The following is a 26,325-nucleotide window of genomic DNA, read 5'->3' as shown; positions in this document are numbered from 1 at the left end:
AAATGGATTGGTCAACACGATACTTTAATTATTTAAGAAATGAGCGCCACTACTCTGAACATACCATTGATGCTTACGAAGAAGATTTAAAGAACTTTACGACTTTTTTGGAGAACAATGGCGGTTTTGAAGGGTATGAGGCTGTTCGATTGCGCGATGCTGAGATTTTTCTAGCTGATATGTCTGACGCAGGTTACCAGCGAAAAACAATAGCTCGTCGCATTTCATCATTACGCTCGTTTTATTATTATTTAATTCGCTACAAAGTTGTTGAGGCAAATCCGTTTGAAACGATTACACTACGTTCAAACGAAAAAAAACTGCCACGATTTTTCTACGAAAATGAAATGGCAGTTTTATTTGATTCACTAGATACAACCACACCACTTGGACAGCGTAATGCAGCTTTGATAGAATTGTTCTATGCTACAGGGATGCGTGTGAGTGAAGTGAGTGAGTTGACCACGTCGCAAATAGACTTTGATATGCGTGTGATATTAGTTCATGGTAAAGGAAATAAAGATCGGTATGTCCCATTTGGCTTTCATGCCAAAAACGCTTTGGAAGATTATTTTCAAGAAGCTAGACGGGACTTGATGACTAAATACCATCAAACACATTCTTATGTTTTTATTAATCAATACGGGAAGAAATTGACATCTCGAGGTATAAGATATATCCTATCAGAGCTAATTAATAAAACAGCACTAACTTCTGATATGCATCCCCATATGTTAAGACATACTTTTGCGACGCATTTATTAAACCATGGTGCAGATTTGAGGACAGTTCAAGAGTTACTCGGACATGCATCACTGTCGACGACGCAAATTTATACGCATGTCACAATGGATCATTTACAAAAAGACTATCAGAAGTTTTTCCAAAGAAATCAAGCAAAGGATGGTGCATCTAATGACAACAATTAGTGCCGTAAAACATAACAACCAAACTGCTATTGCAGGTGATGGACAAATTACAATGGGTGAAAAATTTATCACCAAAAAATCAGCACACAAAATCAGACGTATCTACAACAATCAAGTTGTTGTTGGATTTGCTGGTGGTGTAGCCGATGCGATTACTTTACAAGACTGGTTAGAAAAGAAATTAGAAAGTTTTGGTGGTGACTTAAAACGTGCCGCCGTTGAACTTGCACAAGACTGGCGTAAAGACCCTACTTTACAAAAATTAGAAGCGTTATTAATTGCTTTTGATAAAAATGACTTATTAATGATTTCAGGTAATGGTGAAGTGATTGAACCAGATGAAGCCGTTGTTGCTATTGGTTCAGGTGGTAACTTTGCCCAAGCAGCTGCAGTTGCAATGACTCGTCACAGTAGTGAAATGACAGCTGAAGAAATCGCAAAAGAAGCAATCAATATCGCAGCTGATATTGATGTTTATACAAACCACAATATTTTAACAGATAGTTTATAGGAGAGATTGCTAAATGACAGTTCAAACACCAAAGAAGATAGTTTCTATTTTAGATAATTATGTAATTGGACAAGACTCAGCAAAACGTGCGATTAGTATTGCACTATACAACCGTTATCGCCGTATGCAACTTGACGGTGAACTGCAACAAGAAATCACCCCTAAAAACCTACTAATGGCAGGACCAACAGGGGTTGGTAAAACTGAAATTGCACGTCGTTTAGCTAAGATAGTAGAAGCACCCTTCATTAAAGTTGAAGCAACAAAATTTACTGAAGTTGGTTACGTTGGTCGTGACGTTGAATCAATGGTACGTGACTTAGTTGAAAATGCTGTTCAAATGGAAGAAAAGAAACAACTTGAGTCTGTTCGTACTGATGCACTTAAAGAAGTAGACAAAATTTTAGTTAAAGCACTTGCACCAGGTAAGAAAAAAGAAAAAAATAACCAAATGAACATGCAAGATTTATTCGGAATGTTCAATGGTGGCGGTGGCGACATGCCAAGTTTTGATCAAGAAGATGAAGACCAAGAAGAAGTGGACGATGCAACACGTAACAAACGTTTATCTTTAAAAGAAAAGTTAGACAAAGGATTGCTTGAACACGATTACGTGACAATCAAATTGGACGAACAAAAGAAAGTTAATCCAATGAATGACATGATGGGTCAAATGGGCATGGATATGAGTGATATGATGAGCTCACTTCGTCCAAAGAAAAAAATCAAACGTACCCTTCAAGTTAAAGACGCGCGTGAATTATTGATTCAAGAACAAGCTAAGAAATTAGTAGACTATGATTCAATTTATCAACGTGCTATCGAACGTACACAAGAAAACGGTATTATCTTTATTGATGAGATTGATAAAGTAACTTCAGGTCAAAAGAAACAATCTGGAGAAGTTTCTCGTGAAGGTGTGCAACGTGATATCCTACCAATTGTTGAAGGTAACACGGTTAACACCAAATACGGTCCAGTTGATACGAACCACATTTTATTCATTGCAGCTGGTGCGTTTGCTGAATCAAAACCAAGTGATTTGATTCCTGAATTACAAGGACGTTTCCCAATCCGTGTAGAACTTAATGCGTTAACACGAGAAGATTTCGTCAAAATTCTAACAGATCCTTCAAACTCGTTGATTAAACAATATATCGCCTTGCTAAATGCTGACGATATTAAACTATCATTTACAAAAGAAGCTATTGAAAAGATTGCAGAAATTGCCTATGATGTTAATCAGGGAACAGATAATATCGGAGCTAGAAGATTGGCAACTATTCTTGAAAAACTTCTAGAAGAATTATTATTTGAAGGTCCAGATATGCAAATGGGTGAAATTCAAATCACACAAGCATATGTGGAAAATAAATTAGCAGATATTTTAACTAACAAAGATTTGACTAAATTTATTTTATAAAAAAAAACTAGGATAATTATCCTAGTTTTTTATTTGTGACTTTTTTTAATGCTGAGCTTATAGCGAAGACCAAAATGAAGTGGTTCTTCAGTACCGTTCAGCAGTCGTTGAATATTCGCTTTATGTCGATAGATGACAAATGCTGTAATCAATGCGGCAATTGTAGCCAAAAGCCAATCATTGAACAAAATAGCTTCTAGTGTAAACAGCGGAAAAGAAATGATACTAGTTAATGACACGGTACTTGTTAACCATAAGATAACTGCAAAAATCACAGCTGATAGCAAGAAGAAATGCCAATCATAAGCTAACGCAATTCCGGCACTAGTAGCTACGGCTTTTCCACCTTTAAATTTTAGAAAGATGGAGAAGCAATGTCCGATTACAGCGATTACGCCAAATAATAATACAAAAAAATGTGTATTTTGATAAAATAAGACAGGAAGCAATCCAGCCAAAGTCCCTTTTAAGATATCAATCACTAATACAACCGTTCCTGGAACAAAGCCAAGAACACGAAATGTATTAGTTGTCCCGGTATTACCACTTCCATAATCACGGATATCTTTTTGGAAAAAGACTTTTCCAATGATAACACCCGTCGGAAATGATCCGATGATATAGGCTAAAACGCCTAACACTAAAATGTTTAAAATAACAAATGGACCTCCCTAAATTGGTATATAGAACATTTTACACGATTTTAGAGAAGACATAAATTAGAAATTGACAAAAATGGAGGAATCATAACTTGAGTAAACAATATGACGATTCATCAATACAGATACTGCAGGGTCTTGAAGCTGTTCGTAAAAGACCTGGTATGTATATAGGATCGACTGATTCTAAAGGATTACATCACTTAGCGTATGAAATTATTGATAACGCAATTGATGAAGCACTAGCTGGATATGGAAATGAAATTAACGTGACCATCAATGAAGACGGCAGTCTTAGTGTGGCAGACTTTGGTCGTGGGATGCCAACAGGGATGCATGCAAGTGGCAAACCCACAATCGAAGTTATTCTAACTGTTTTACATGCAGGGGGTAAATTTACCCAAAATAACTACAAAACATCTGGTGGACTTCATGGGGTAGGGTCATCTGTTGTTAATGCACTATCTTCTTATATGGAAGTTGAAGTTGTCCGTGACAATACACTTTACACGGAACGTTTTGAAGATGGGGGACATCCAACAGCAGAAGGTTTGCAGAACAAAGGTCACACCTCAAGAAAAACCGGAACAACGATTACATTTAAACCAGACAAAAGCATCTTTCAAACAACTAAGTTTAATTTTAATACTTTAAAGGAACGCTTACGTGAATCTGCATTTTTACTAAAAGGACTTAAAATTACGCTAACTGACCACTTAGGAGATAATGAGCCTGTCTCATTCCACTTTGAAGATGGGATTAAATCATTTGTGTCTTACTTGAATGAAGAAAAAACCACAATGGGAGATATCTTTTATTTTGAAGGGACTAAAAATGATATTGAGATTGAATTTGCCGGACAGTATAACGATGGCTATTCAGAAAACCTATTATCATTCGTTAATAATGTACGAACAATTGATGGTGGAACTCATGAAGGTGGTGCACGTTCAGGATTTACTAAGGCGTTCAATGATTACGCTCGCAAAGTCGGTCTTTTAAAAGAAAAAGACAAGAACTTAGAAGGGTCAGATTATCGTGAAGGACTAAGTGCGATTATTTCGGTTCGCATCCCTGAAGAATTGCTACAATTTGAAGGACAGACTAAGGGTAAACTAGGAACTTCTCAAGCACGTGGTGCTGTTGATGCGCTAGTGTCTGAACAACTATCATTTTACTTGATGGAAAACGGTGATTTTGCCCAAGAGCTTGTAAAAAAAGCCATCCGAGCTAGGGATGCCCGTATTGCTGCCAGAAAAGCCCGTAATGATTCAAGAAATGGCAAAAAACGCAAGAAAAACGATGGTCTGTTATCTGGTAAGTTAACACCTGCACAGTCTCGTAATGCTAAGAAGAATGAACTTTACTTAGTTGAGGGGGATTCAGCCGGAGGTTCTGCAAAACAAGGACGTGACCGTAAATTTCAAGCTATTTTGCCACTTAGAGGTAAGGTACTGAACACTCAAAAAGCTAAGCTACAAGATATCTTCAAAAATGAAGAAATTAACACCATGATTTACACGATTGGTGCTGGAATCGGTGCTGATTTTAATTTGGATGACGCGCATTACGACAAAGTTATTATCATGACCGATGCCGATACCGATGGTGCCCATATTCAAGTGTTACTGTTGACTTTCTTCTATCGCTATATGAGACCGTTGATTGAAGCAGGGAAAGTTTATATTGCTTTGCCACCACTTTACAAAGTACAAAAGAAATCAGCAATCGATTATGCCTGGACAGATGAAGAACTTGATAAGTTAGTGGCTCAATACGGTAAGAATTATCAGTTGCAACGATTTAAAGGACTTGGTGAGATGAATGCTGATCAGTTATGGGAAACAACCATGGATCCAAGTAGTCGAACACTTATTCGTGTCACAATGGATGATGCCGCAATTGCTGAAAAACGTGTCACAACTTTAATGGGTGACAAGGTTAGCGCTAGAAGAGCCTGGATTGAACAAAACGTTAAGTTTACGTTAGAAGAAGAAGGGTCAATCTTAGAAACAACCCGCGACTAAACTCAGTTGAAAGGACGATTTTTTAATCATGCCCAAACAAACGGAACGAATTCAAGAGATGTCTCTTGAACAGATTATGGGAGAACGTTTTGGAAGATACTCTAAATATATTATCCAAGAGCGTGCACTTCCCGATATTCGAGACGGATTAAAACCCGTACAGCGTCGTATTCTATATGCGATGAATTTAGACCATAATACTTATGACAAAGGATTTAGAAAATCAGCTAAATCTGTCGGTAATGTTATGGGGAACTTTCACCCTCACGGCGATAGTTCGATTTACGAAGCAATGGTTAGACTTTCCCAAGACTGGAAACTACGTGAGCCCTTAATCCAAATGCACGGAAACAATGGGTCACTTGATGGTGATCCCCCAGCTGCAATGCGTTATACCGAAGCTCGTTTGAGTAAAATTGCCAATGCCTTATTAGCTGATATTGATAAAGATACTGTTGATATGGTCTTGAACTTTGATGATACTGAAAATGAACCTACTGTATTGCCTGCGCGTTTTCCTAATTTGCTGGTTAATGGCGCTACTGGTATTTCAGCAGGGTATGCAACTGATATTCCAACGCATAATTTAACTGAAGTGGTCAATGCGACTATCTACTTGTTAGATAATCCAGATGCCACAGTAGATGAGTTAATGAAATACGTTAAAGGACCAGATTTTCCAACTGGTGGTATCATTCAAGGTGTTGACGGAATTAAGCAAGCCTATGAAACCGGTAAAGGTAAAATCATGGTGCGTTCAAAAACTGATATCCAAGAACTAAAAGGTCATCGTCAGCAAATTGTTATCTCAGAGATTCCTTATGACGTGAACAAAGCTAATTTGGTTAAGAAGATGGACGAGGTCCGGATTAACAAAAAGGTAGAGGGTATCAGTGAAGTTCGTGATGAGTCTGACCGCTCAGGATTAAGAATTGTTGTTGAACTTAAGAAACAAGTTGATCCACATGTGATTTTGAATTACTTGTTCAAAAACACAGACCTACAAGTTTCTTATAACTTCAATATGGTCGCAATTAATAAGATGCGCCCTGAGCAAGTTGGATTGAAGACTATCTTGTCATCTTACTTAGATCATGAACAAGAAGTCGTCTTACGTCGTACTAAGTTTGATTTAGAAAAAGCGAAGAAGCGTCAGCATATCGTTGTCGGATTAATTAAAGGGTTATCTATTCTAAACGATGTGATTAAGACCATTAGAGCAAGTAATGATAAAAAAGAAGCTAAGGCTAACTTGGTTAAACAGTTCCAATTTACAGATAATCAAGCAGAAGCGATTGTTTCTTTACCTCTTTATCGTTTATCTAATACAGACGTTAATGCCTTAGAAGATGAGAACCAATCACTTTCAGCTCAAATTGACCGTTTTAATGATATTATTAACAATCAATCAAGTTTATACCAAGTGATTAAAGATCAACTATTGGCTGTACAAAAAGAATTCCCATCTAAGAGACTGTCTAAAATTGAAGCAAAAGTTGAAAAGATTGAAATTGATCAAACAGCTTTGATTGCTGAAGAAAATACACGTGTGTTAATCTCACGTAATGGATACATGAAACGTTCTTCACTTCGTTCTTACCAATCTTCTTCAGAAGCAGAAAATGGTTTAAAAGAAGAAGATAGTCAGATTTTTAATGAGACGCTATCAACGTTGGATCATGTATTTATCTTTACAAATAAGGGACATGTTGTTTATCGTCCAGTTCATGAAATTGAAGATATGAGGTGGAAAGACACAGGTCATCATATCTCTCAAGACCTTAGACTAGAAGAAGATGAGTACTTTAGCCAAGTCTTCACATTTAATGATTTAAGTCAAGATGGTCAATTTGTATTAGCCACGGATAACGGTTACATTAAGCAAGTTAAGTTAGAAGATATTAAACCAGGTCGTACTTACCGTAGTCATGCAGCGACTGTGATGAAGTTGAAGCAAGGGGATGCAACGCTTGTTTCTGTAGATTATGTTGATAACACAGATAACAAAGATGTCTTGATTATCACTAGTCACGCTTATGCGCTTAGATATGATTTGAATGAAGTCCCAACTGTAGGACCTAAAGCAGTAGGTGTTAAATCAATTAACTTGAAAGATAAAGACTTCGTTAGTGACGTTAAGTTAATTAATTCAGATAGTCAAAATACAAAAATGGGTGTGGTGACTCAACGTGGGGCTTACAAGCAATTACGATTAGATGAAATTCAAAAGTTCTCTCGTGCTAAACGCGGTATTTTGATTTTAAGAGAATTGAAGTCTAAACCACATCGTGTTGTTTCGACCGTTTTATTTAATGGAGAAGCTAAACTCAATGTTTTAACCGATCAACAAGAAACGATTGAACTATTGACAGAGAATTATCCGATTAGTGATCGTTATTCAAATGGGTCATTCATTCTAGATACGAAAGAGCAAGGGACTCCTGAAAGTTTAAGCTTATTAGCGGAATTAAACGATAATAATAGCCGAATTGATGAACCAACTTTGTTTTAATAAATTAAATTAATTAAATGGTTTTATTAAAAAAGTATTAATCCAAGACTTTATATTTGTTGAATCATGACATTATAGTTATGATATGGGTGAGAGATATAAGAAGGGGGATCACCCATTGAAAACAAAAACAGATGCTGTTCTTTCAGCAAAGTCATTAAAATACTTCTTGCAGTTGATTGATTCCATGAGTTATACACAGGCTTCACAAATTCTTGGAATTACACAACCTGCATTGACACAACAAATAAAGAAAATCGAACGTGCAGTTGGTGCGCCACTATTTGGTCAAATTGGTAAAAAACTTTATCTAACCGATGCAGGGACACGTATGCAAACGGTTGCTAATGATTTGTTTAATACCGTTAATACTGCTGTCGATGAAATTCAACAGAATAGTGATTCAAAAATCGGAACAATTTCAGTTGGCATATTAGAATCTTTAGAATCTAGTATTTTTGAAGATTTCATTATTAAATTTAGTAAACAATATCCCGATTTGAAGTTGAACATTTGGAATTCAAGTCGACGTGAACTATGGAATCGTCTTGATAAGAACGAAGTAGATATCGTGATTTTGCCATTGATTAGTGAAAACGTTAGTCATTGGCAGTCTTACAATGTCAAAACACTTTATGAAGATGAATTGATTTACTTATCACATCACAATTTATCAGATGCGCAAGATTCAAATGGTAATATTACAATGGCAGACACTTTAGGTCACCCATTAGTTCAATATCCTAACGATGCTTACTTTGCTAAAAAATTAGCTGTTCAGTATCGTATGAATGATCTTGTTAAGCCTGAAAGTGATATTTACTTTTCAAGCCCATCACAATTGATGCAGTTTGCTGAAAAAACAAATTATGATACCTTTGTGCCTAAATCAGTTTGTATGACGCATCCTGATAATGAGATGAATCATTATTCATTGGGAGAAAATTTAAAAATTGAAACGTCAATTATTTTTCGTAACGAAAAATATCAAATCCCTCGAATTAAAAACTTTATTGATTCTTTTGAGAAATTCTTGGCAAAACAGTCATATTTTAGTAGATTAGAAGAGAAGTATAAAAAGTAACAATAGGAGAGATTGTATTATGAGTAAAGAACTTGTTTTTGGACACCAAAATCCAGATACAGATGCTATTGGAGCTGCAATGTCTTTATCATACCTTGCTAACCAAAAAGGTTTTGATACAGAAGCAGTTGCATTAGGTGAACCTAGCAAAGAAACTGCCTTTGCTTTGAACCACTTTGGTTTAACAGCACCTCGAGTAATTGAAAAAGCTGGTGCTGAAGTTGATTCAGTTATGCTTGTTGACCACAATGAATTTGGTCAAAGCGTTGCTGATATTGAAGATGTTAAAATTTCACATGTTGTGGATCACCACCGTATTAGCGATTTCCACACTGCTGATCCTTTATACTATCGTGCTGAACCATTAGGTGCAGCAAGTACAGTTCTTTGGAAAATGTACAAAGAAAGTAATATCGAAATTCCTAAAGGAATCGCTGGTATGATGCTTTCAGCTATCATTTCAGATACATTATTATTTAAATCTCCAACAACGACACCAACTGATGAAGAAGCTGCTAAAGAACTAGCAAGTATTGCTGATGTTGATGTTGAATCATACGGTTTAGAAATGTTAAAAGCTGGTGCTGACTTATCTGACAAGTCAGAAGCAGAATTAATTGATATTGATGCTAAAAGTTTTGAAATGGGTTCAAATAGTGTACGTATTGCCCAAATCAATGCTGTAGATTTAGATAATGTTATGCAAAGAAGTGCTGCTTTAGAAGAAAGTATGCAAAAAGAAATTGCAGATAATAACTACCAATTATTTGTGACAATTGTGACAGATATCTTGAATAGCAACTCAATTGCAATTGTTTTAGGTGATGATGATGCAGCTGCTAAATTTGAAACTGCTTTCAATGTTTCACTTGAAAACAACCATGCTGACTTACCAGGTGTTGTTTCTCGTAAAAAACAAGTTGTTCCTCAGTTAACTGAACAATTAGCTAAATAAAGTTAAAAATAACCTTTCACTTAAATGTGAAAGGTTATTTTTTTTGCGTTTATTAGGTTAACTGTGATAACGTTAACTATAAGATTACTATTTGGAGAGTATAAATGAAAAAAATAAGTACCGTAATAGCTATAGCTAGTTTGTTACTTTTAATGGGGTGTTCCACAAATAATAATAGTCAGCAATCTGATGCTGAAACAGCAGATAGGATACTGGATAATCAGGATTACCTTACAAAAGATGAGATTACAATTCCTCAAAAAGCAAAAATAACTATTCTGACACATGGTGTTAGTCAAGATGATCAAGGAAAAAATATTTACAAAATTTCATATAAGACTGATTATAATGATAAGAATTCAAAACGAGCTTTGTACTTAAACCAAAATAACAAAGGTGTTTTGAAATCAAGTATCACTCATTCTGACTCTCAATTTAAAACAGTGATACTGGAGCTAATTGATAATAAAGCACCAATTACCTTTACTATCAGAGAAAACGGTGAGGCGTTAGTAAAACGTAATTACTATCTTGATACCTAATTTTTAACTTGGAGGATTTATATGAATAAAGCCATAGTGAGTGTGGGATTAATTTGCTTAATGGGTGTTAGTTTAGTTGGATGTTCAGCTAGTAGCAACAATCAAACCGAAAATAATCATGAACAGACTACTGATTATATCGACAAAACAAATACTGAATTAGTCAACCAGTCTAAAATAGAAATCACATACAAAAGTGTTTCTAAAACTGAACCATCTATGATATTTGATATTAAGACCGAATATTTGGGAAATAAAAAGCCAAATATTACTACAGAATATAAACAAAATGGGCAAGTGATATCAGCAGCTGTTATTGATGAGGAAGGTACTCAAAGATATCGTATTCCTCTCCAAAATAATGAAAATCCAGTAACATTATCTGCTTATCTTGATTCAGATGGACAAAAAAGAACAATCTATGAAAGAGCTTATTATCCTGGCTCATCTAAAAATTTGACATTTTAATTGCTACAAATTAAGTATAGATAGGAGAAGTTAACTTGAAAAAACTATCGATTTTAAGTATTTGTGGATTAGCAACAATTTTGCTGACAGGTTGTACTTCTACTAACACCGAGACTGAAATCAAAGATTATCTGAGTAAAGAAACTATCGAAATTCCTAATAAAGGTGAAATAACAATCATTAATCAAGGCGCCTCAAATAAAGAATATAACAACAAAATTGTTTTGAATCTATTAGTTAAGGCAAGTAGTGAGCTTCAGCCATTCTTGGCAAGTTCTGATATAAAAGAGGGCAAAAACTATCCATCGGTTACCTTACCAACTGAAGCAAGCGGATACTATAGTTATTATACAGTCTACGAAAAGGGAGAAACCGAACCAGCTAGATTTCAAATGAAGAACTTTAAAGATGGGACGGTTTATGTTGATAGATATTACTATCCTGTTATCAATCCTAAATTGAATCTGGGATTAGATCCTGAAACGTTTAGTGATTAAGTTATAAATTTGATTTTACCCATGAATCTTGGTAGAGTTAGACAAATTAGTTGCTCTTGGAGTGTAAGAAAGGGGTAAAAATGAAAAGATTAGTGACAATGGGGTTATTAATTTTAATGGGATTTTTGCTTGTAGGATGTTCAACTAATGAACAAAATTATTTTGAAAAAGAAACTATAGAAGTTCCTAGCAAAGGACAAGCTACTATTATAACATCCAATCAAAATAATAAACTGGTAATGAGATTTAAAATAGATTTAAATAATTTTTATTCCGAATCTAAAAATAAATCATCTGATTTTACTCAAAATGGTAAAGTTGTTCCTGCTAGTGTTACTTATGTTCGAGGAGATACCCTTGAATTAGATGAAGTTCCTGTAGAAGACGAAAATGTACCAATTACCTATACTATTAATGTTGATAATAAAGTTGTTTTTCAAAAAAATTATTATCCTAACTTGTATTCAGGAGCATTTGAATAAGTACATACTTTTTATGGGATAATTAAAGTGAAGAAGAAATCAATTCTAGGGGTCCTTTTATTAGTCGTAATAGCGCTAACTGGTTGTTCAATCAATAATCAAGCTCAGTTGCCTCAACATTATCTGAGTAAAGAGATAGTTGATATCCCAAACACTGGACAAATTGAGGTCATCAATCAAGGATTTACTAAAAATAAAGAAGGGCAAACAGTTGTTAGATTTTTTCCCAAATTTAATGATGGTAGTCCAGAGGTTGGTGTGGAAGTACCAAATACACGTTTTGTTAATTTAGGCCAAAATTCTATAGGCAATTATACCGCAGTGACCGCTAGTGTAGCAGATGACAGTAAAACAATCACACTAAGATTAAGATCAACTAAAACTAATACTGTTTATTTTGATAGAAATTATTATTTTAATGGTCAAAAGGACTGGCAAATGACAGATAGTGAAGAAATAAGCATGAAGGTTAAGCAATAAACTATATTTCGAATCTTTTAGTTGCATTAATGATAAGAACTTTTATAATAGGGGCTATCAAAGGAGGAAAGTGTGATGACAAAGGAATTTACTATTCAGTTAGACGAGAAAACATACGAACAAGCTGTTCAAATTGCAAATTCTAAGAATTTAACAGTAAGCGAATATGTTCGCAGATTAGTTGTCGAAAATTTACCTAATCCAAGTTTCGAGTCACGTCAAATTATTGGACGTATTATCCAGGGTTCAAAACTGGATGAAGTCAATAATCTAGTAGAAGTATCAGGGATTTATTACCGTTATCATTTAGAAAACCCTTATCAAAATGAACTAAAGCAATATGATTATCAGATCATTAACAATGATGGCAATCAGCTTTACTTAAAACAATTACATAATTAAATTTATTTGGAGGACAATATTATGGCATTTGGAATTAAAATCGTACAACAAAACTCACAAGGACTAGTAGAAACGCTAGGAAAATATAGTCACAGTGTTGAATCTGGATTACATTTTTACATTCCTTTTATTCAACGTATTCGTAATGTCAGTTTAGCAATGGCACCATTATCATTACCTAATTATTCTATCATCACTAAAGACAACGCTGACGTTTCAGCCAGTGTGACATTGAACTACCATATTACTAGTGCGGTTAAATATCAATACGAAAATACTGACTCAGTAGAGTCTATGGCACAGCTAGTTCGTGGTCATTTACGTGATATCATCGGACGTATGGACTTGAACGAAGCCCTAGGGTCAACTGCTAAAATTAATCAAGAACTAGCAGTTGCTATTGGAGATTTAACTAATACATATGGTATCAATGTTGATAGAATTAATATTGATGAGCTAACACCATCAAAAGCAATTCAAACAGCTATGGATAAGCAATTGACAGCTGACCGTGAAAGAGTTGCTTCAATTGCTAAAGCCGAAGGGGAAGCAAAATCAATTGAATTGACTACAAAAGCTAAAAATGAAGCGATGATTGCAACCTCAAAAGCTGAAGCTGACTCTACTAAAATCCGTGCAAACGCTGAAAAATATCGTATCGATACCATTCAAGAAGGACTTGCTAACGCTGATGATCGTTACTTCCAAAACCAATCAATTAATGCTTACTCAGATTTAGCTAAGTCAAAATCAAATATGGTTGTAGTTCCAAGTGACAATGCTCAAACTTATGGTCAAATCCCAGGACTAGCTAAGGTATTTAAAGAAAGCACAAAAGAAGATAAAAAGACGAAAAAAGGCGAAAAAAATAACTAAAATCAACATCTTGTTCAATAGTAATAAAAAAACCCAGTAAAATTAATTTTTACTGGGTTTTCATTACTATTTATGTGTAAAAGACAAACACTTTTTATATTTAATTTGATTAAAGTTCGTTTTATATGTTATTATTCTCTAATACAATTATTTTCACATGAAGAAAGAGGAATACAACTTGAACAAAAAAGTAATACTAAGTGCAGGTCTTGCGCTAACAAGTTTATTATTATTCAATAATAAAGTGGATGCTGCAACTAAAGATGTTACTAGCTTAGAAAAACCTTCTTGGGTACTCGATACTGGAATGACTCGTGGTATGAACCATGATAGACAAGATTTAGGGTTTGTAATGAATAAAGGGTCTCAAATAAAGGTTCGAAAAGCATCAACTAATGATGGTTATAATAATGCCACATTATGGCTGTTAAATGATAATAACAAAACGGAAAAATCATATACTCTAACAAAGGATTGGCAAACAATAACAGTTGACAATACATCTGTTCCATTTATTAATACACCTTATGGTCAAAGCAATTTGGAAATAGAATACGATGTACAGGGACAAACAACAGAGCTACCTATTTATAAAAAAGGTGATGATCAATCTGCCTTTTTAGCTAAATGGGAAAAATCACAAGCAAGTTTTGCCATTATACAAGGCAACAAGTTTCAATTAATGATTAATATCGGTGAACAAGATAAGCTGAAAAATCTAAACGATTTTGCTAACATTGATGACTATATTAATTATCAAGATGAACTAATCACATATTATGATCATATAATGGGGTTAAGTGAAACTAGTACAAGTTACAACAAAATGCCCCAAAACCGCTTTTTCCTAAAAGCCGATACTAGTGCAGGTGTTGGTGCCTATTATGATACTAACTACACTGCCAATGGTGGTAAATCAGTTGTAGACAGCTGGATGAAAAAAGCAAACTGGAAAACGCTACACGAGCTCGGTCATGGTTATCAACCTAATTACAGCAACTCTAACAATAAATCCTCAATGTATACAGGTGAGGTATCGAATAACTTACTAGGTAACATGTATTTGTTAACACACTTTGGGAAAGAAAAAGTTGATAGCGCTTGGCTATACGATAATGGTCAAAAAGATAAGACACAAGAAGCAGTCTATCAACGTATAGTTGAGCAAAAGCAATCTTATTCACAACTACCAATAACTCAAAGAGAACGTTTGGTTATTTTGACAAATATTATTCAAAGTGCTGATATCAGTGTTTGGACAGACTTCAATGATTGGTATCGTAAATCAATTAATGAAAATAATCCGATTACACAGTTACCGCTACCAGATTTATTAAATATGTACTATAGTCAGGCAACGGGGCACGATTATACACCTGTATTTAGCCAATTCGGCATTAGTTTAACTCAAATCAATCAATCAGAAATTAACCGAGAGGCAAGAGAAATTGTTTCACCGCTTTCTAGTGTTGTTCCTAAAAATCAACTTAATCAAGCATCATCGGTCTTAACTGGACAAATAACAGATTCTATCTTTAATTTAGTAACTAATCAACAATTGAAGCAATTAGGATTAAATGGTGGAACGCTGACACTTAATTTAAGTGCTAATTCTGATCAACTTAATAAGTTAAAAGGGAAGACAGTTGTCTTAAAAGACGGTTCAAATATTATTAAAAAAGCTAAAATTAACAGTAACATTATTGATTTTGGCAAAGTTGATAATGGCTCTTACTCGATCGAAATTATTAACACACCAATTAACATTAAATTAGATACTAACTATGTTTTTGTTAAAGAAAGTCAAAATCAAGCTAACATTTCTATTTCTGACAATAATTATGGAACACTATTCAATCAACCAATTATTTTGAGAGGGATAAGTGATGGAGATTTTGCCTATGTTACACCCGATTTTGATGCTAACAGCTTAACTATTAATACACTAAAAATTAATCAATTACATCCATACTTCGATCGTTATGCAGAAGTAAAAGTGATGGATGACAAAGGAAACGTTATATTTGATAAAGAGTTTAACGGTAAAGTGAACAATGCAGCTGAATCAGTTAATGTACCGATTAAAGAGGGGTATCAGATTGAAATTTACCACACTGAAACTCAAACAAGGTTAAAATCTAACATTTCATCACTTGTTAACCCTACTAAGAATAATACTAATAAATTTGTTGTAAAAAAAGGTTACTTGGAGAATGTCGAAACACATAACAACGGTATCCGAGAAACAATTAATCAAGCAATTCAAGATTTAAGAAATGATAATCAACTTAAACAGTTAAATACGTCAACGTTGAAAAAGAATATTATTTTAGGGTTAAACTTATTAACGCAAGATGAAAAAAATGAAATACTTAGAAATAATGCAGAACTTTTAACTATTAAAGCACCGGCTAAAGAATATACATCAGGTATCAAATTAACTGACAATCTAGGAACTGATTTTGCAACAATCAAAACAAATATAACAAACGGTGACTTAGCGCTTCAGTTAACTGACTTATCTAATTCTAAATTAAATGCCTATATTGAAATCTTAGATGAAAATGGTAAATCTATTTATCAAAATCTTATTTCCAGTCAATCAAAAGCGATAACAGATGAGCTAGATTTAAAATCAGGTTACCAAATTAAATTAACACAACCTGATAATTATTCATCAAATATTGAAAATTCATCTCAAAAAGTTCAAGGTGCTCAAATTTATTATGTCCAAGACAATCAATTAATTAGCCAAACAACAAAATCTGCAACAGATGAAATCATCAGTGCAGGGAAAAATGCAACTAGTGCAAAGCTGTCAAAATCTAAGCAATTAAGTGCAAAAAAACAATTGGCTAGAAAAATTGCACAATCCGATTTATCTAATACGGATAAAAGTAATTATATGAATCAATTCGATTTAAATCAGACTAATATTACAGATGATACAATTACAATAAATGGACGCAACAAAAAATCTGTTATTCAATTAACAACTAACCAAAACCAAAATAAAATGCAATTAGATATTACTGCTAACAAACCAAGAACAACATCTACAATTGAAATTTTAGATGAAAATGGTAATCAAGTGCTTGATCAAGTTGTTGGTAATAATGATGTTATTAACGAATCTAAAGTTATTGACTTGAAAGATAACTATACAGTTAAACTTTCAAGTAGCTCATCAAATTCAATGACAAGTACATTTAATCAATTTAATACAAAGCAAAAACAAGCAATATTTGTTATACAAAATGGTTATTTAGTTATTATCTGAATAAAAATATAAATAATTAAAAACGAACTCGTGCTGAGAGAAACATTCTAAGCACGAGTTCGTTTTTTTATCTAACAATACATCGAAACAGATTAAATGTTTAATAATTAACATTATAGTGTTTTTATATTTAGTTTGAATACTCAATCTAATTAAACAAAACAATTTAGTATTAATTGGTATCAAAAAACAATCTTAATTATCACCATGATTTTCAACTACAAAAACATTACTTCCGATAATATATATTATGTTAACCTAAATATATAAGAAAAAAGCATTTTTCAATGCTTTTCCCCCTACTCACTATTATATTAATATAGCGGTTTCTTACCATCAACTAAATTGATTTTATCAATATCAACCATCCATGTCAACGCTATTGTTTTGTCCCCTAAGTGAGCGCCGATAATTGGACCAAACTCACAAATTTCAACTGATGCATTAGGATATTGTTCTTTGACATCAGCAAATAGTGTTTCAGCTAATTTTTGGTTACTACTATGGTAAACCATAATTTTAACTGGATAAGATAATGATTCTAGTTTGTTATTCATCAAGTTAAAAATTTGCTTAACTGCTTTTTTAGTTGAACGAACTTTATCAAATGAAACGATTTTATAAGTTTCATCATCAAATGTTAACAGTGGCTTGATTTTAAGCATTGTTCCAACAAATGCTGAAGCATTACTTAAACGGCCACCACGAACTAGGTTTTTTAAATCGTCTAAAGCAAACAGCTCATCAGTTGTATCTCTAATCTGATCTAAACGTTCAATAATTTGATCAGGTGTAAATCCGTTTTTTATCATTTTAGCAGCAGCTAAAACTAAATTCCCCATTAAACGAATTGTGATACGTGAATCATATGGATATAAATTCAATTCTGGATGAGTTTCTTTGATGGTTTCAAGTGTTTGAACAGTACCGGAGATAGTGCTTGCTAAGTGAATTGAGATAATGGCTTCAAATCCCTCGTCGTGCAATTTTTGGTAAAGTTCAACTAATTGTCCAATTGAAGGTTGACTTGTTTTTGGATAACTAGCACCTTGACGTTGCATTTCAAAAAGTTCATCTGCAGTGATTGTTTCGTTCTCTAAGTATTCCTTATTATCAATAAAAACGGGTAAAGGAATAACTACAATCTCGTTATCTTCAATTTCTTTTTTAGTTAGATAACTCGTACTATCTGTAACAAGTGCTATTTTCACTGTGTAATCCTCACCTATATCTTTTTTAGAATTTATTCCAATTATATCATATTTATAGTGATAATCTACTAATAAAGGTTAATTACCCTTTATCTACCTTGCTAAAAATAGTAAAATTAAGTGATTGGAGGTTTTTTATATGAGTTTTGATGGAACATTTATCCATAGTCTTTTGACTGAAATAAAACCCGAACTAGTAAATAGTAAAGTTTCAAAAGTGTATCAACCTTTTGAACACGAACTGGTGTTCGTTTTTAGAATTAATCGACAAAACAAAAAATTGTTGATTTCTTGTAACCCACAATATAATCGTATGAATTTAACTGATGAAAAATTCACTAACCCAACTGTTCCTCCTACATTTGCAATGGTTTTGAGAAAGCATCTTGAAGGAAGTTTCTTATTTAAAATCGAACAAGTTGGTAATGATAGAATTGTCAACTTCTACTTTTTAACTCGTAATGAATACGGTGATGAAGAAGAACTGGTGTTGTCTGCGGAATTCATGGGACGTCACAGTAATATTATTTTGTACAGCAAACGTACTAATAAAATCATTGACTTAATTAAACGAATTGCACCGGACAAAAACCGTGCACGTTTGCTACTTCCTAAAGCAGATTATGAACTCCCTCCTTTGACTGATCAGAAAAATCCTTTTGATCTTTCTTTAGAAGAGTTTAATGAATCAGTTAAAGATAATGATAATTTATCTACTTTAAGTGGTCTTAGTGGTCAAACAAAAAATGAACTTAATTTATGGTTTGACAAAAAGGGAAAATCTTACCAAGAATTTACGGCATTTTTTGCTCAGTTTAATTCCCCTAAAGCAACTGAAATGATTGTCAAAGGAAAACCTTCCTTTGCCCCTATTCTGCCTATTGATGCTGATTGCTATGATGAAATCATTAGTTATGATTCTTTAAGTGACTTGCTAGCTAACTTCTATCAAAGAAAAGCAAATAGTGAATGGGTTAAACAACGGTCATCTCATGTTGATACATTAACTAAAAATCAGATTAAAAAATTGAAAAAGAAAATTAAAGCGTTGATTAAACAACAAGATCAAGCTGAAAATTCTGAAGATTATCGTATCAAGGGTGAATTGTTAACGACTTATTTGCATGAAGTCAAACCCGGGATGACTCAAATTGAGTTACCTAACTATTATGACGAAAATAATTTGATTAAAATTAATCTTAAGCCTGAATTAACCCCTTCTAAAAATTCACAGTGGTATTTCTCTAAATATCAAAAATTGCGTAATTCAATTAAATATGTACAAGAACAGTTAGATATTGCGCGTGCTGAGTTGAACTATTTCCAAGGAATTGAAGAAAACTTGCGAATTGCAACGCCTAATGATATCGAACAGATTGTACAAGAACTCCGTGAACAAGGTTATCTTAAGAAAAACCGTAAACAACAAAAAACACGTAACCATAAAAAATTATCTGAGCAAGATATTACTAAATATCAAAGTTCTGAAGGCAATCCTATTTTAGTTGGTAAAAACAACTTCCAAAATGAATGGCTAACTTTCAAAAAAGCTCAGAAAAAACAATACTGGTTCCACGTTAAAGACATTCCTGGATCACATGTTATCTTACAAACAACTGAACCGACAGATGCTGAAATTCAAGAAGCTGCAGAAATTGCAGCCTATTATTCAAAAGCACAAAGTTCAGCTCACGTTCAAGTTGATTATGTTGAAGTTAAACGTGTGAAAAAACCAAACGGCGCCAAACCTGGCTTTGTGATTTATACCGGACAAAATTCGATTGAAGTTACACCAGAGGCATCTAAAATTGATCAAATGAAACTTTAATTACTAAATATAGAAGAATGCTTTTGAGCCTAAAACTCAAAGCATTCTTTTATATTTAAGATATAAAAAATAAGAATAGGCAGATTTTATGAAGAAAATTTTTTCCGCAAAAGTAATGTTCGTCATTTATTTACTTATTGCTATTTTGACAACGTTTTTTATTTACAGTATGAGTCACAACTCGCTGATGTATGGGGATGATTTGAGATTTCATCTCTCAAGAGCTTATGAATTATCGCAAAATAATCTTCAGCTCCCCTACATTAACACTTACACCTTTGGTTCTTTAGGTAATATGATAACTGCTTTTTATCCTAGCTTTTTATTATATCCTTTAGCCTTATTATTGTGGCTGACACATAACTTTGTATTTAGTACCTATGTCTTTTTATTTGTTATTAATTTTATGACGTTAATAATCGCTGATTACAGTTTTCGTCGGGCGTTTCCAAGTCATAAATGGTATCGGTTGGGAGCAGTTAGTTTTTCCATTTTATACTACTTTGCCAATTATCGAATGAATAATATCTACATTAGATTTGATTTGGGAGAACTATTAGCACAAGCATTCTTGCCTGCTGTTATAGGTGGATTAGTACTATTTTTAACTAATCAAAATGAAAGCCGAAAAATCAATTGGTTACTTGTTTTCGGCTTTACAGGTGTTGCTTTGAGCCATTTGTTGAGCATTATTTTAGTTGTAATCACGCTTTTTGTTCTTTTATTAGCTCAATTTTGTCATCTGATTTATCAGTATCAAATTGGTCGTATTAAAGAATCAAGATTACGTCATTTTGTTTTAACTATTGCTAAAAATACAGGTCTTTTATTGTTATTAACAAGTGTGACTTGGTTACCGCTAATTTCACATATGCTAGTACTACACGATACTTTAACGATGTCTTTTGACCAAGGAGAAGTTTATAGAAGTCTAGATATTATCAGCTTTATTCAACGAAACTTAGACGGTAGTTATTTCTATAATGGCTGGTTATTATTGTTACTGATAGTTATACCGGTTATTCTTTTGTTTAGTAAAAAAGCACCTTTTTGGACAAAAAGCTTTAGTGTTTTTACCATTATGATGGTGCTAGTTCAAACAACCATCCTACCAATTGATAAAATTATTCCTATTTTATCCAAAAAATTACAATTCTCTTGGCGATTTAATGAACTTTACTTCGTTATAATTGTTTGGTTAACTTGCTGGTTTATCTTTGTTTACTTACCAAAAAATGACTTTTACCAACAATTTACCTGGATAAAAAAACCTAGTTTTTACTATGCAGCGACTGCCCTATTATTCGTGTTCACAAGTATTAACGTAGTTAATCATTGGTACAGCGTTTCAGTTAACTATGCGGATACATTAAGTAAACCCACTTCTATGCGCAAAAAATTAGATAATCAAAATCTTGCACAAGAACTTGCTGTTCAACCCTATGTCTTAGATTATCTACCCAAAAGAACCAAAACAGTTATTAATGATCTAAAAAAACATATGGTAATGAGCACAAGCACAACTCATTTATCTCAGGCTAGTCATACAGAATACAGTACAAAGTTAACACTTGAACCTAATGAACTGGTTTTTAATGTTGAAGATAACCGTCAAGGTGACTACTTATTTATTCCGATTATCGCTTATAATCATAATTATCGAGTAACTGTTAATAATCAAGAAGTTGATTTTGATATTAGTCATGAACATGTTCCCTACATCAAAAATCCAACTGATAAATCAATTGAGATAGGCATACAATATGTTCCTGCTTGGTATGATTGGGTAGGACAAGTACTCTTCTTACTAACGCTTATTGGTACCTTTTGTATTTATTTAATCAAAAAAAGCAAATCTAAAAAAACCTTACAGCTTAATTAAAAGCCGTAAGGTTTTTTACATAGGTTGAGTTGTTAAAGCTTGAGATTCTAATACTTCTAAGATATATTCTGCTGATTGTAAGCGTGAAAATACCGGAACATGATGCGTTAATGCTGCATCTCGAATCTTAATAGCGGCACGATTAACGGGTTCAGAAAAGTTAGTCGTATTGATAACCATATTGACATGATTTGCAATGATTTTGTTAATTAGGGAAGGATTGCCTCCTTGAAGTTTTGCAACAACTCGAACGGTAATACCTTGTTCAGCTAAATAATCGGCTGTTCCCTCTGTTGCAATAAGCTTGAATCCTAATCTTCTAAACCGTTGAGCTAAGTTAATTGCTTTGTCTTTATCTTCATCATTAACAGAAATAAAGACAGTTCCATAACTTGGGATTTTGAGCCCTGCTCCTTCATATCCCTTATAAAGCGCTTTCGGTAATTCTGTGTCACGTCCCATCACAAAACCACTTGCTTTCATTACTGAGTCAAAAATATCTTCTCCCGTGAAACCTAGTCTTGAGAAAACGGGCATTTTAACATGGATTAATTGGTTATTTGACCAAATATCTTCTAAAAATCCTAAGTCCTTAATCTTTTCGCCTAATAAAACTTTCATCGCGATTTGAGATAAGTTTCTTTTAAGTGACTTAGATAAAAAGGCAACGTTGTGTCCGGCATAGTTTTTAACTTGCAAAACATAAACCGTATCTTGTTGAATCAAGAAGTGAATATTTAGAAATCCTCTAGCCTTCAATTTCTTAGCAAGCGCAATTGTCATATCTCTTATTTGTCTTTGATGAGTTGAGGACAAGTTTTGAGGATTAAAAACAGCAATAGAGTCACTTGCATGACTACCCGACTGTTCCAAATGCTCGATTATCCCTGGAATTGTTACTTGCTCACCATCACTAATAGCTGTTACTTCGTACTTATGCCCTTCAATAAACTTACTGATTGAAATATCAGAGACATCAGATTCTTTAAGGTACTGTTCTAGAGCATCTTTTTCAAAAACCACAGCAGATTTTCTAACTTTATGCGCCCTTTTACCACCGATTAGTAGCGGATAGCCAACCTCTTCAGCAAAATTGATAGCAACTGAATTGTGACTAGTTGTTAACCCTGAAACGCCGGGAAAGCCCAGTTCATTAAGTAATTGACTAAAGTTTTGTTTTTGACCAACAAGGTCATTTATTTCTTCACTACCACCTAAAACTTCTAGATTATTTTGATGTAGGACCGGTAATAACTGGGTTGCCATTTTACCGCTAAATTGTGTTAAGACGTATTTAGGCGATTCAATATTTGCAATTTCCATAATATTTTCAAGTGTTACAGCTTCAAAATAAAGACGATCAACTAACTGATAGTCTGCACTGATTGATTCTGAGTTATTGGTTAATAGTACTGTTCGGTACCCTTTTGCCTTGATTTCTTGAATAGCGTTATAAAGCATATAATCAAACTCAGAATTTTGTGAAATTTGGAATGGGCTTAACCCAATAATCAAAATAGTTGGTTTAGCTTGATCAAATGGGACAATTTCATTTCTAGCTTGATAAGCATGAAAGACGGCATTATTATATGTTGGATAAAAACCAGCCGTTGATTCAACATAAAGTCCACTCGGAATAATTTGATTTTGGTGTCTAAATTGGTGGATTTTTTGTTCTGAACAACGCCATAATTTAGCAATAATGACATCTGCAATTCCTCGATGCTTTGCCCTATCTAGAACCTCAGCATCAAAGGGATGCTCTAAGATTTCTTGCAATAAATCAGTCAATCTAGCAAATTTTTCTAGATAAGTTGGATGAATTCTAGTGTAGTTGTGTACATCTTGCAATGAGAATCCTTTATTAAATGCGGCCAAAATAACAAAAATCAAGTTTTCATTCGGATGAGATAATTGTTTAATCAATTCTTTTTCAGATAAGTTAGCAAAGAATTTAAAGTTCAGCACTTTGGAAACTTGATTAGTTGCTAAAATTGCTTGCATCAAGGCAGCATCGAAGTTTCGGCCAATTCCAACACTCTCACCGCTGGAGTGCATCTTATTATTCAATAGGTAGTGATTTTCACCCAAATCAGCAAAAGACCACATTGGAGTCTTGACACTAACAGCATCTAATACTGGCTCAATAGCTGCGCTAAGATTGGTTGCAGGATTTGTGATTTCATCTAATGTATAGCCTAAAACCAGCTTGGCTAAAATATAGCCAATGTTATAACCAGTTGTTCGGTAAGCCAGTAGATTACTTCTTGTTACTCTTGGATAGATACCAATTACCCTGAAACGTAGCTTATCAGTTAAAGGTTTCACCGCAAAGCGAACGCTGACAACTCCCACAATTTCAAGTGAATCGATGATTTTTTTGGTATAACGTCTTAGAACCTGAACCTTGTGATCATTCAAGGTCTGAATTGGTGAAACGCTGATAGCATCTCCAGCGTTAATCCCCGCTGGGTTAATGTTTTCAGCATAATTCAAAACAATCATTTGGCCTTTATTGTCACGAAGTGCATCAATTGTATATTCGGTATAGTCAGACAAATCTTCTTGAACTTCAAATGAGTTTTGTAAGCTCAATTCTTTTCGTCTTTCTTCTTTGATAATTGTTCGCAATTCGTCTGAATTATTCAAATGTCTAAATCCTAAATGGGCATCGTATTTTTCAGGCTTAAGTACAATAGGAAAGTTAATTTCTTCTATACGTTCATCTAGGTCGTTATCTGCTGGGTATAAACGTTGCTTTTGCGTAACAAAAATACCTGCTTCATGTAAGGCAGTATTAAAGTCATATTTATTCTGAGTGAATTTCAATGTTTGTAGTGGCAAAGAAAGTAACTTAATTGATAGCTCTTCTAAAATCCCATCTTCATGAAGTTCGTAAGCCATTTTCATGCCGACTTTACTACCAAAAATAGAAACAATGGCATCAGGTTCTTCCATACGAATAATTCGCTTCAAGAACTCTTTAGTCATTGGTTCTAAATAAACAGTAACATTGTCATCATGATCAGTGGCAACAGTTGCTGGGTTAGGATTAATAATAACGACTTGCTTATCTTCTTCTTGAAAGGATTTAATGGCCTGCTTAGTAATTAGGTCAAATTCAGCGATTTCTCCGACAATACTAGGACCAGAACCCAAGATTAATATTTTTTTGATACTATTACTAAACATTCTTTTGTTCCTCCATTAATCTCAAAAAGTCATCTAAGATAACGACCGCCTCTTTTGTTCCCGGAGCAGCTTCTGGATTAAAAGCAACAGCAAGTAAAGGAATTTCACTCAGTTCATATCCTGCAACGTATTGGTGATGTAATTCATAATAGACCTCTTTAAAGTCGTAATCGTCTAGTCGTTTATCAGCTTGAACCAATTGTTGAACGTTCATCGAAGTCTGCTTAAGCTTTTCTTGTTTGTTTTGATCAATGATTGGGAAGTTTGTGCCATAAAAGCCAATTCGTGTTTTATCAGTTAAAGACAACCCTAATAATTCAGAGGCTACCAAAAACCCTAGTCCAATCGCCATCACGGGAACTTTACCCATTAAAGCTTCTACTACAGGCTTAATTGCAGAAACATCTTTTAGGTGCCCGGGACCATTAGAAATAATCACACCATCGGGATTTAAGCTCATAATTTCTTCAAGCTTTGTATTAAATGGTAAAACTAACGTATTAATTTTTCTAAGCGAAAGTTCACGCAATAATGAGTGCTTAATTCCTAAGTCTAAAACAATAACCGTTTTCCCGACATTAGGTGCGGCATATGCCTGTTTAGTTGATACCATTGATGCCAGATTTTTAGGTAAAACCAATGCTTTAATTTGATCAAAAGCATGTTGGTCATTAGCATCCATAAAACTTGCCTTTTTCACATTTTGACGTGTGATTTTACGAACTAAGCTACGTGTATCAACATTATATAGCCCCGGAATATTCTTTTCTTTTAAGAATGCATCTAGGTTAAATAAATCGTTGTGAATTCCTTGATTATAATCTAATTGGTTAATCACAACGCCTTTTACAGTTGGGTCAATGGACTCATAATCAATTGCTGAAATCCCAGCATTTCCTAAAATAGGTGTTGTAAAAACCAAAATACGACCACTGTTTGTTGGGTCAGTGATCGCTTCTTGGTAGCCATAATTGCTGGTTTGAAAAGTAAGTTCACCAGTTGTCGTCACTGCTGAACCAAATCTGATTCCAGAATAATAAGTACCATCTTCTAAAATCAAATAACGTTTATCCATTTTTGAGCCT

At 33.8% G+C, this 26,325-nt stretch carries 21 protein-coding genes; 17 read left to right on the top strand and 4 right to left on the bottom strand.

The window, feature by feature from the left end:
* Positions 1–2 precede the first annotated feature (2 nt).
* From xerC to hslU, 3 genes are read left to right on the top strand one after another with little or no spacing between them, the layout of a single operon-like run.
* Positions 3–929, top strand: coding sequence for a tyrosine recombinase XerC (xerC, locus tag JNUCC72_RS02925; RefSeq protein WP_454142737.1), 927 nt, complete (start codon positions 3–5; stop codon positions 927–929).
* Complete coding sequence (hslV, locus tag JNUCC72_RS02920) at positions 916–1,440, top strand: ATP-dependent protease subunit HslV (protein WP_454142735.1); 525 nt, start codon at positions 916–918, stop codon at positions 1,438–1,440. Before xerC ends, hslV begins: the two co-directional genes overlap by 14 nt.
* 13 nt (positions 1,441–1,453) lie before the next feature.
* Positions 1,454–2,863, top strand: a complete 1,410-nt coding sequence (gene hslU, locus JNUCC72_RS02915; protein WP_454142733.1) for an ATP-dependent protease ATPase subunit HslU — start codon at positions 1,454–1,456, stop codon at positions 2,861–2,863.
* Between the two features lie 29 nt (positions 2,864–2,892).
* On the opposite strand, the gene plsY is transcribed toward hslU, so the two are convergent.
* A complete protein-coding gene (gene plsY / locus JNUCC72_RS02910; protein ID WP_454142731.1) occupies positions 2,893–3,504 on the bottom strand; it encodes a glycerol-3-phosphate 1-O-acyltransferase PlsY in 612 nt (203 codons plus the stop codon).
* A gap of 110 nt (positions 3,505–3,614) precedes the next feature.
* Between plsY and parE the strand changes: the two genes are divergently transcribed.
* From parE to JNUCC72_RS02850, 12 genes are all read left to right on the top strand, one after another.
* Positions 3,615–5,549 carry a DNA topoisomerase IV subunit B gene (gene parE / locus JNUCC72_RS02905; RefSeq protein WP_454142729.1) on the top strand — a complete coding sequence of 645 codons (1,935 nt, stop codon included), beginning with the start codon at positions 3,615–3,617 and terminating at the stop codon, positions 5,547–5,549.
* Positions 5,550–5,577: 28 nt separating this feature from the next.
* Entirely contained in the window at positions 5,578–8,061 is a 2,484-nt protein-coding gene (parC, locus tag JNUCC72_RS02900) for a DNA topoisomerase IV subunit A (RefSeq protein WP_454142727.1), read from the top strand.
* A 118-nt stretch (positions 8,062–8,179) separates the two neighbouring features.
* Entirely contained in the window at positions 8,180–9,145 is a 966-nt protein-coding gene (locus JNUCC72_RS02895; protein ID WP_454142725.1) for a LysR family transcriptional regulator, read from the top strand.
* Positions 9,146–9,164: 19 nt separating this feature from the next.
* Positions 9,165–10,100: a manganese-dependent inorganic pyrophosphatase gene (locus JNUCC72_RS02890; protein ID WP_454142723.1), complete on the top strand. Its 936-nt coding sequence runs from the start codon at positions 9,165–9,167 to the stop codon at positions 10,098–10,100.
* Between the two features lie 104 nt (positions 10,101–10,204).
* The gene (locus tag JNUCC72_RS02885) at positions 10,205–10,642 is read left to right on the top strand and encodes a hypothetical protein (RefSeq protein ID WP_454142721.1); all 438 of its coding nucleotides are present in this window, start codon (positions 10,205–10,207) and stop codon (positions 10,640–10,642) included.
* A gap of 21 nt (positions 10,643–10,663) precedes the next feature.
* Positions 10,664–11,110 (top strand): hypothetical protein, encoded by a 447-nt coding sequence (locus JNUCC72_RS02880; RefSeq protein WP_454142719.1) that lies wholly within the window; start codon positions 10,664–10,666, stop codon positions 11,108–11,110.
* A 35-nt stretch (positions 11,111–11,145) separates the two neighbouring features.
* Entirely contained in the window at positions 11,146–11,607 is a 462-nt protein-coding gene (locus tag JNUCC72_RS02875; protein WP_454142717.1) for a hypothetical protein, read from the top strand.
* Between the two features lie 80 nt (positions 11,608–11,687).
* A complete protein-coding gene (locus JNUCC72_RS02870) occupies positions 11,688–12,089 on the top strand; it encodes a hypothetical protein (protein ID WP_454142715.1) in 402 nt (133 codons plus the stop codon).
* Positions 12,090–12,116: 27 nt separating this feature from the next.
* Entirely contained in the window at positions 12,117–12,569 is a 453-nt protein-coding gene (locus JNUCC72_RS02865) for a hypothetical protein (RefSeq protein WP_454142713.1), read from the top strand.
* Between the two features lie 75 nt (positions 12,570–12,644).
* Entirely contained in the window at positions 12,645–12,971 is a 327-nt protein-coding gene (locus JNUCC72_RS02860) for a toxin-antitoxin system HicB family antitoxin (RefSeq protein WP_454142711.1), read from the top strand.
* A gap of 21 nt (positions 12,972–12,992) precedes the next feature.
* Complete coding sequence (locus tag JNUCC72_RS02855) at positions 12,993–13,847, top strand: SPFH domain-containing protein (RefSeq protein ID WP_454142709.1); 855 nt, start codon at positions 12,993–12,995, stop codon at positions 13,845–13,847.
* Positions 13,848–14,025: 178 nt separating this feature from the next.
* The gene (locus JNUCC72_RS02850; protein WP_454144666.1) at positions 14,026–17,127 is read left to right on the top strand and encodes a putative mucin/carbohydrate-binding domain-containing protein; all 3,102 of its coding nucleotides are present in this window, start codon (positions 14,026–14,028) and stop codon (positions 17,125–17,127) included.
* 314 nt (positions 17,128–17,441) lie between these two features.
* On the opposite strand, the gene JNUCC72_RS02845 is transcribed toward JNUCC72_RS02850, so the two are convergent.
* On the bottom strand, positions 17,442–18,338 hold the full coding sequence (locus JNUCC72_RS02845; RefSeq protein ID WP_454144664.1) for a DegV family protein: 897 nt from the start codon (positions 18,336–18,338) through the stop codon (positions 17,442–17,444).
* Positions 18,339–18,477: 139 nt separating this feature from the next.
* On the opposite strand from JNUCC72_RS02845, the gene JNUCC72_RS02840 reads away from it, so the two are divergent.
* Positions 18,478–20,166 carry an Rqc2 family fibronectin-binding protein gene (locus tag JNUCC72_RS02840; RefSeq protein WP_454144662.1) on the top strand — a complete coding sequence of 563 codons (1,689 nt, stop codon included), beginning with the start codon at positions 18,478–18,480 and terminating at the stop codon, positions 20,164–20,166.
* 88 nt (positions 20,167–20,254) lie between these two features.
* The gene (locus JNUCC72_RS02835; protein ID WP_454144660.1) at positions 20,255–22,048 is read left to right on the top strand and encodes a putative glycosyltransferase family protein; all 1,794 of its coding nucleotides are present in this window, start codon (positions 20,255–20,257) and stop codon (positions 22,046–22,048) included.
* Positions 22,049–22,063: 15 nt separating this feature from the next.
* Here JNUCC72_RS02835 and carB read toward each other — a convergent pair whose 3' ends face one another.
* Both carB and JNUCC72_RS02825 read right to left on the bottom strand, forming a co-directional pair.
* On the bottom strand, positions 22,064–25,240 hold the full coding sequence (gene carB / locus JNUCC72_RS02830; RefSeq protein WP_454144658.1) for a carbamoyl-phosphate synthase large subunit: 3,177 nt from the start codon (positions 25,238–25,240) through the stop codon (positions 22,064–22,066).
* Positions 25,233–26,315 (bottom strand): carbamoyl phosphate synthase small subunit, encoded by a 1,083-nt coding sequence (locus JNUCC72_RS02825; RefSeq protein WP_454144656.1) that lies wholly within the window; start codon positions 26,313–26,315, stop codon positions 25,233–25,235. Before JNUCC72_RS02825 ends, carB begins: the two co-directional genes overlap by 8 nt.
* Positions 26,316–26,325 lie beyond the last annotated feature (10 nt).

It is taken from the genome of Holzapfeliella sp. JNUCC 72, from assembly GCF_053668685.1.
The sequence above is the reverse complement of the archived record's forward strand: the minus strand, read 5'-3'. Positions and strand labels throughout refer to the sequence as shown.

What these genes read in the sequence shown, in the direction of transcription:
- xerC (WP_454142737.1), top strand. Translation starts at nt 3, where the DNA reads ATGGATTGGTCAACACGATACTTTAATTATTTAAGAAATGAGCGCCAC.
- hslV (WP_454142735.1), top strand. Translation starts at nt 916, where the DNA reads ATGACAACAATTAGTGCCGTAAAACATAACAACCAAACTGCTATTGCA.
- hslU (WP_454142733.1), top strand. Translation starts at nt 1,454, where the DNA reads ATGACAGTTCAAACACCAAAGAAGATAGTTTCTATTTTAGATAATTAT.
- parC (WP_454142727.1), top strand. Translation starts at nt 5,578, where the DNA reads ATGCCCAAACAAACGGAACGAATTCAAGAGATGTCTCTTGAACAGATT.
- JNUCC72_RS02890 (WP_454142723.1), top strand. Translation starts at nt 9,165, where the DNA reads ATGAGTAAAGAACTTGTTTTTGGACACCAAAATCCAGATACAGATGCT.
- JNUCC72_RS02885 (WP_454142721.1), top strand. Translation starts at nt 10,205, where the DNA reads ATGAAAAAAATAAGTACCGTAATAGCTATAGCTAGTTTGTTACTTTTA.
- JNUCC72_RS02880 (WP_454142719.1), top strand. Translation starts at nt 10,664, where the DNA reads ATGAATAAAGCCATAGTGAGTGTGGGATTAATTTGCTTAATGGGTGTT.
- JNUCC72_RS02870 (WP_454142715.1), top strand. Translation starts at nt 11,688, where the DNA reads ATGAAAAGATTAGTGACAATGGGGTTATTAATTTTAATGGGATTTTTG.
- JNUCC72_RS02860 (WP_454142711.1), top strand. Translation starts at nt 12,645, where the DNA reads ATGACAAAGGAATTTACTATTCAGTTAGACGAGAAAACATACGAACAA.
- JNUCC72_RS02855 (WP_454142709.1), top strand. Translation starts at nt 12,993, where the DNA reads ATGGCATTTGGAATTAAAATCGTACAACAAAACTCACAAGGACTAGTA.
- JNUCC72_RS02840 (WP_454144662.1), top strand. Translation starts at nt 18,478, where the DNA reads ATGAGTTTTGATGGAACATTTATCCATAGTCTTTTGACTGAAATAAAA.
- JNUCC72_RS02835 (WP_454144660.1), top strand. Translation starts at nt 20,255, where the DNA reads ATGAAGAAAATTTTTTCCGCAAAAGTAATGTTCGTCATTTATTTACTT.
- carB (WP_454144658.1), bottom strand. Translation starts at nt 25,240, where the DNA reads ATGTTTAGTAATAGTATCAAAAAAATATTAATCTTGGGTTCTGGTCCT.
- JNUCC72_RS02825 (WP_454144656.1), bottom strand. Translation starts at nt 26,315, where the DNA reads ATGGATAAACGTTATTTGATTTTAGAAGATGGTACTTATTATTCTGGA.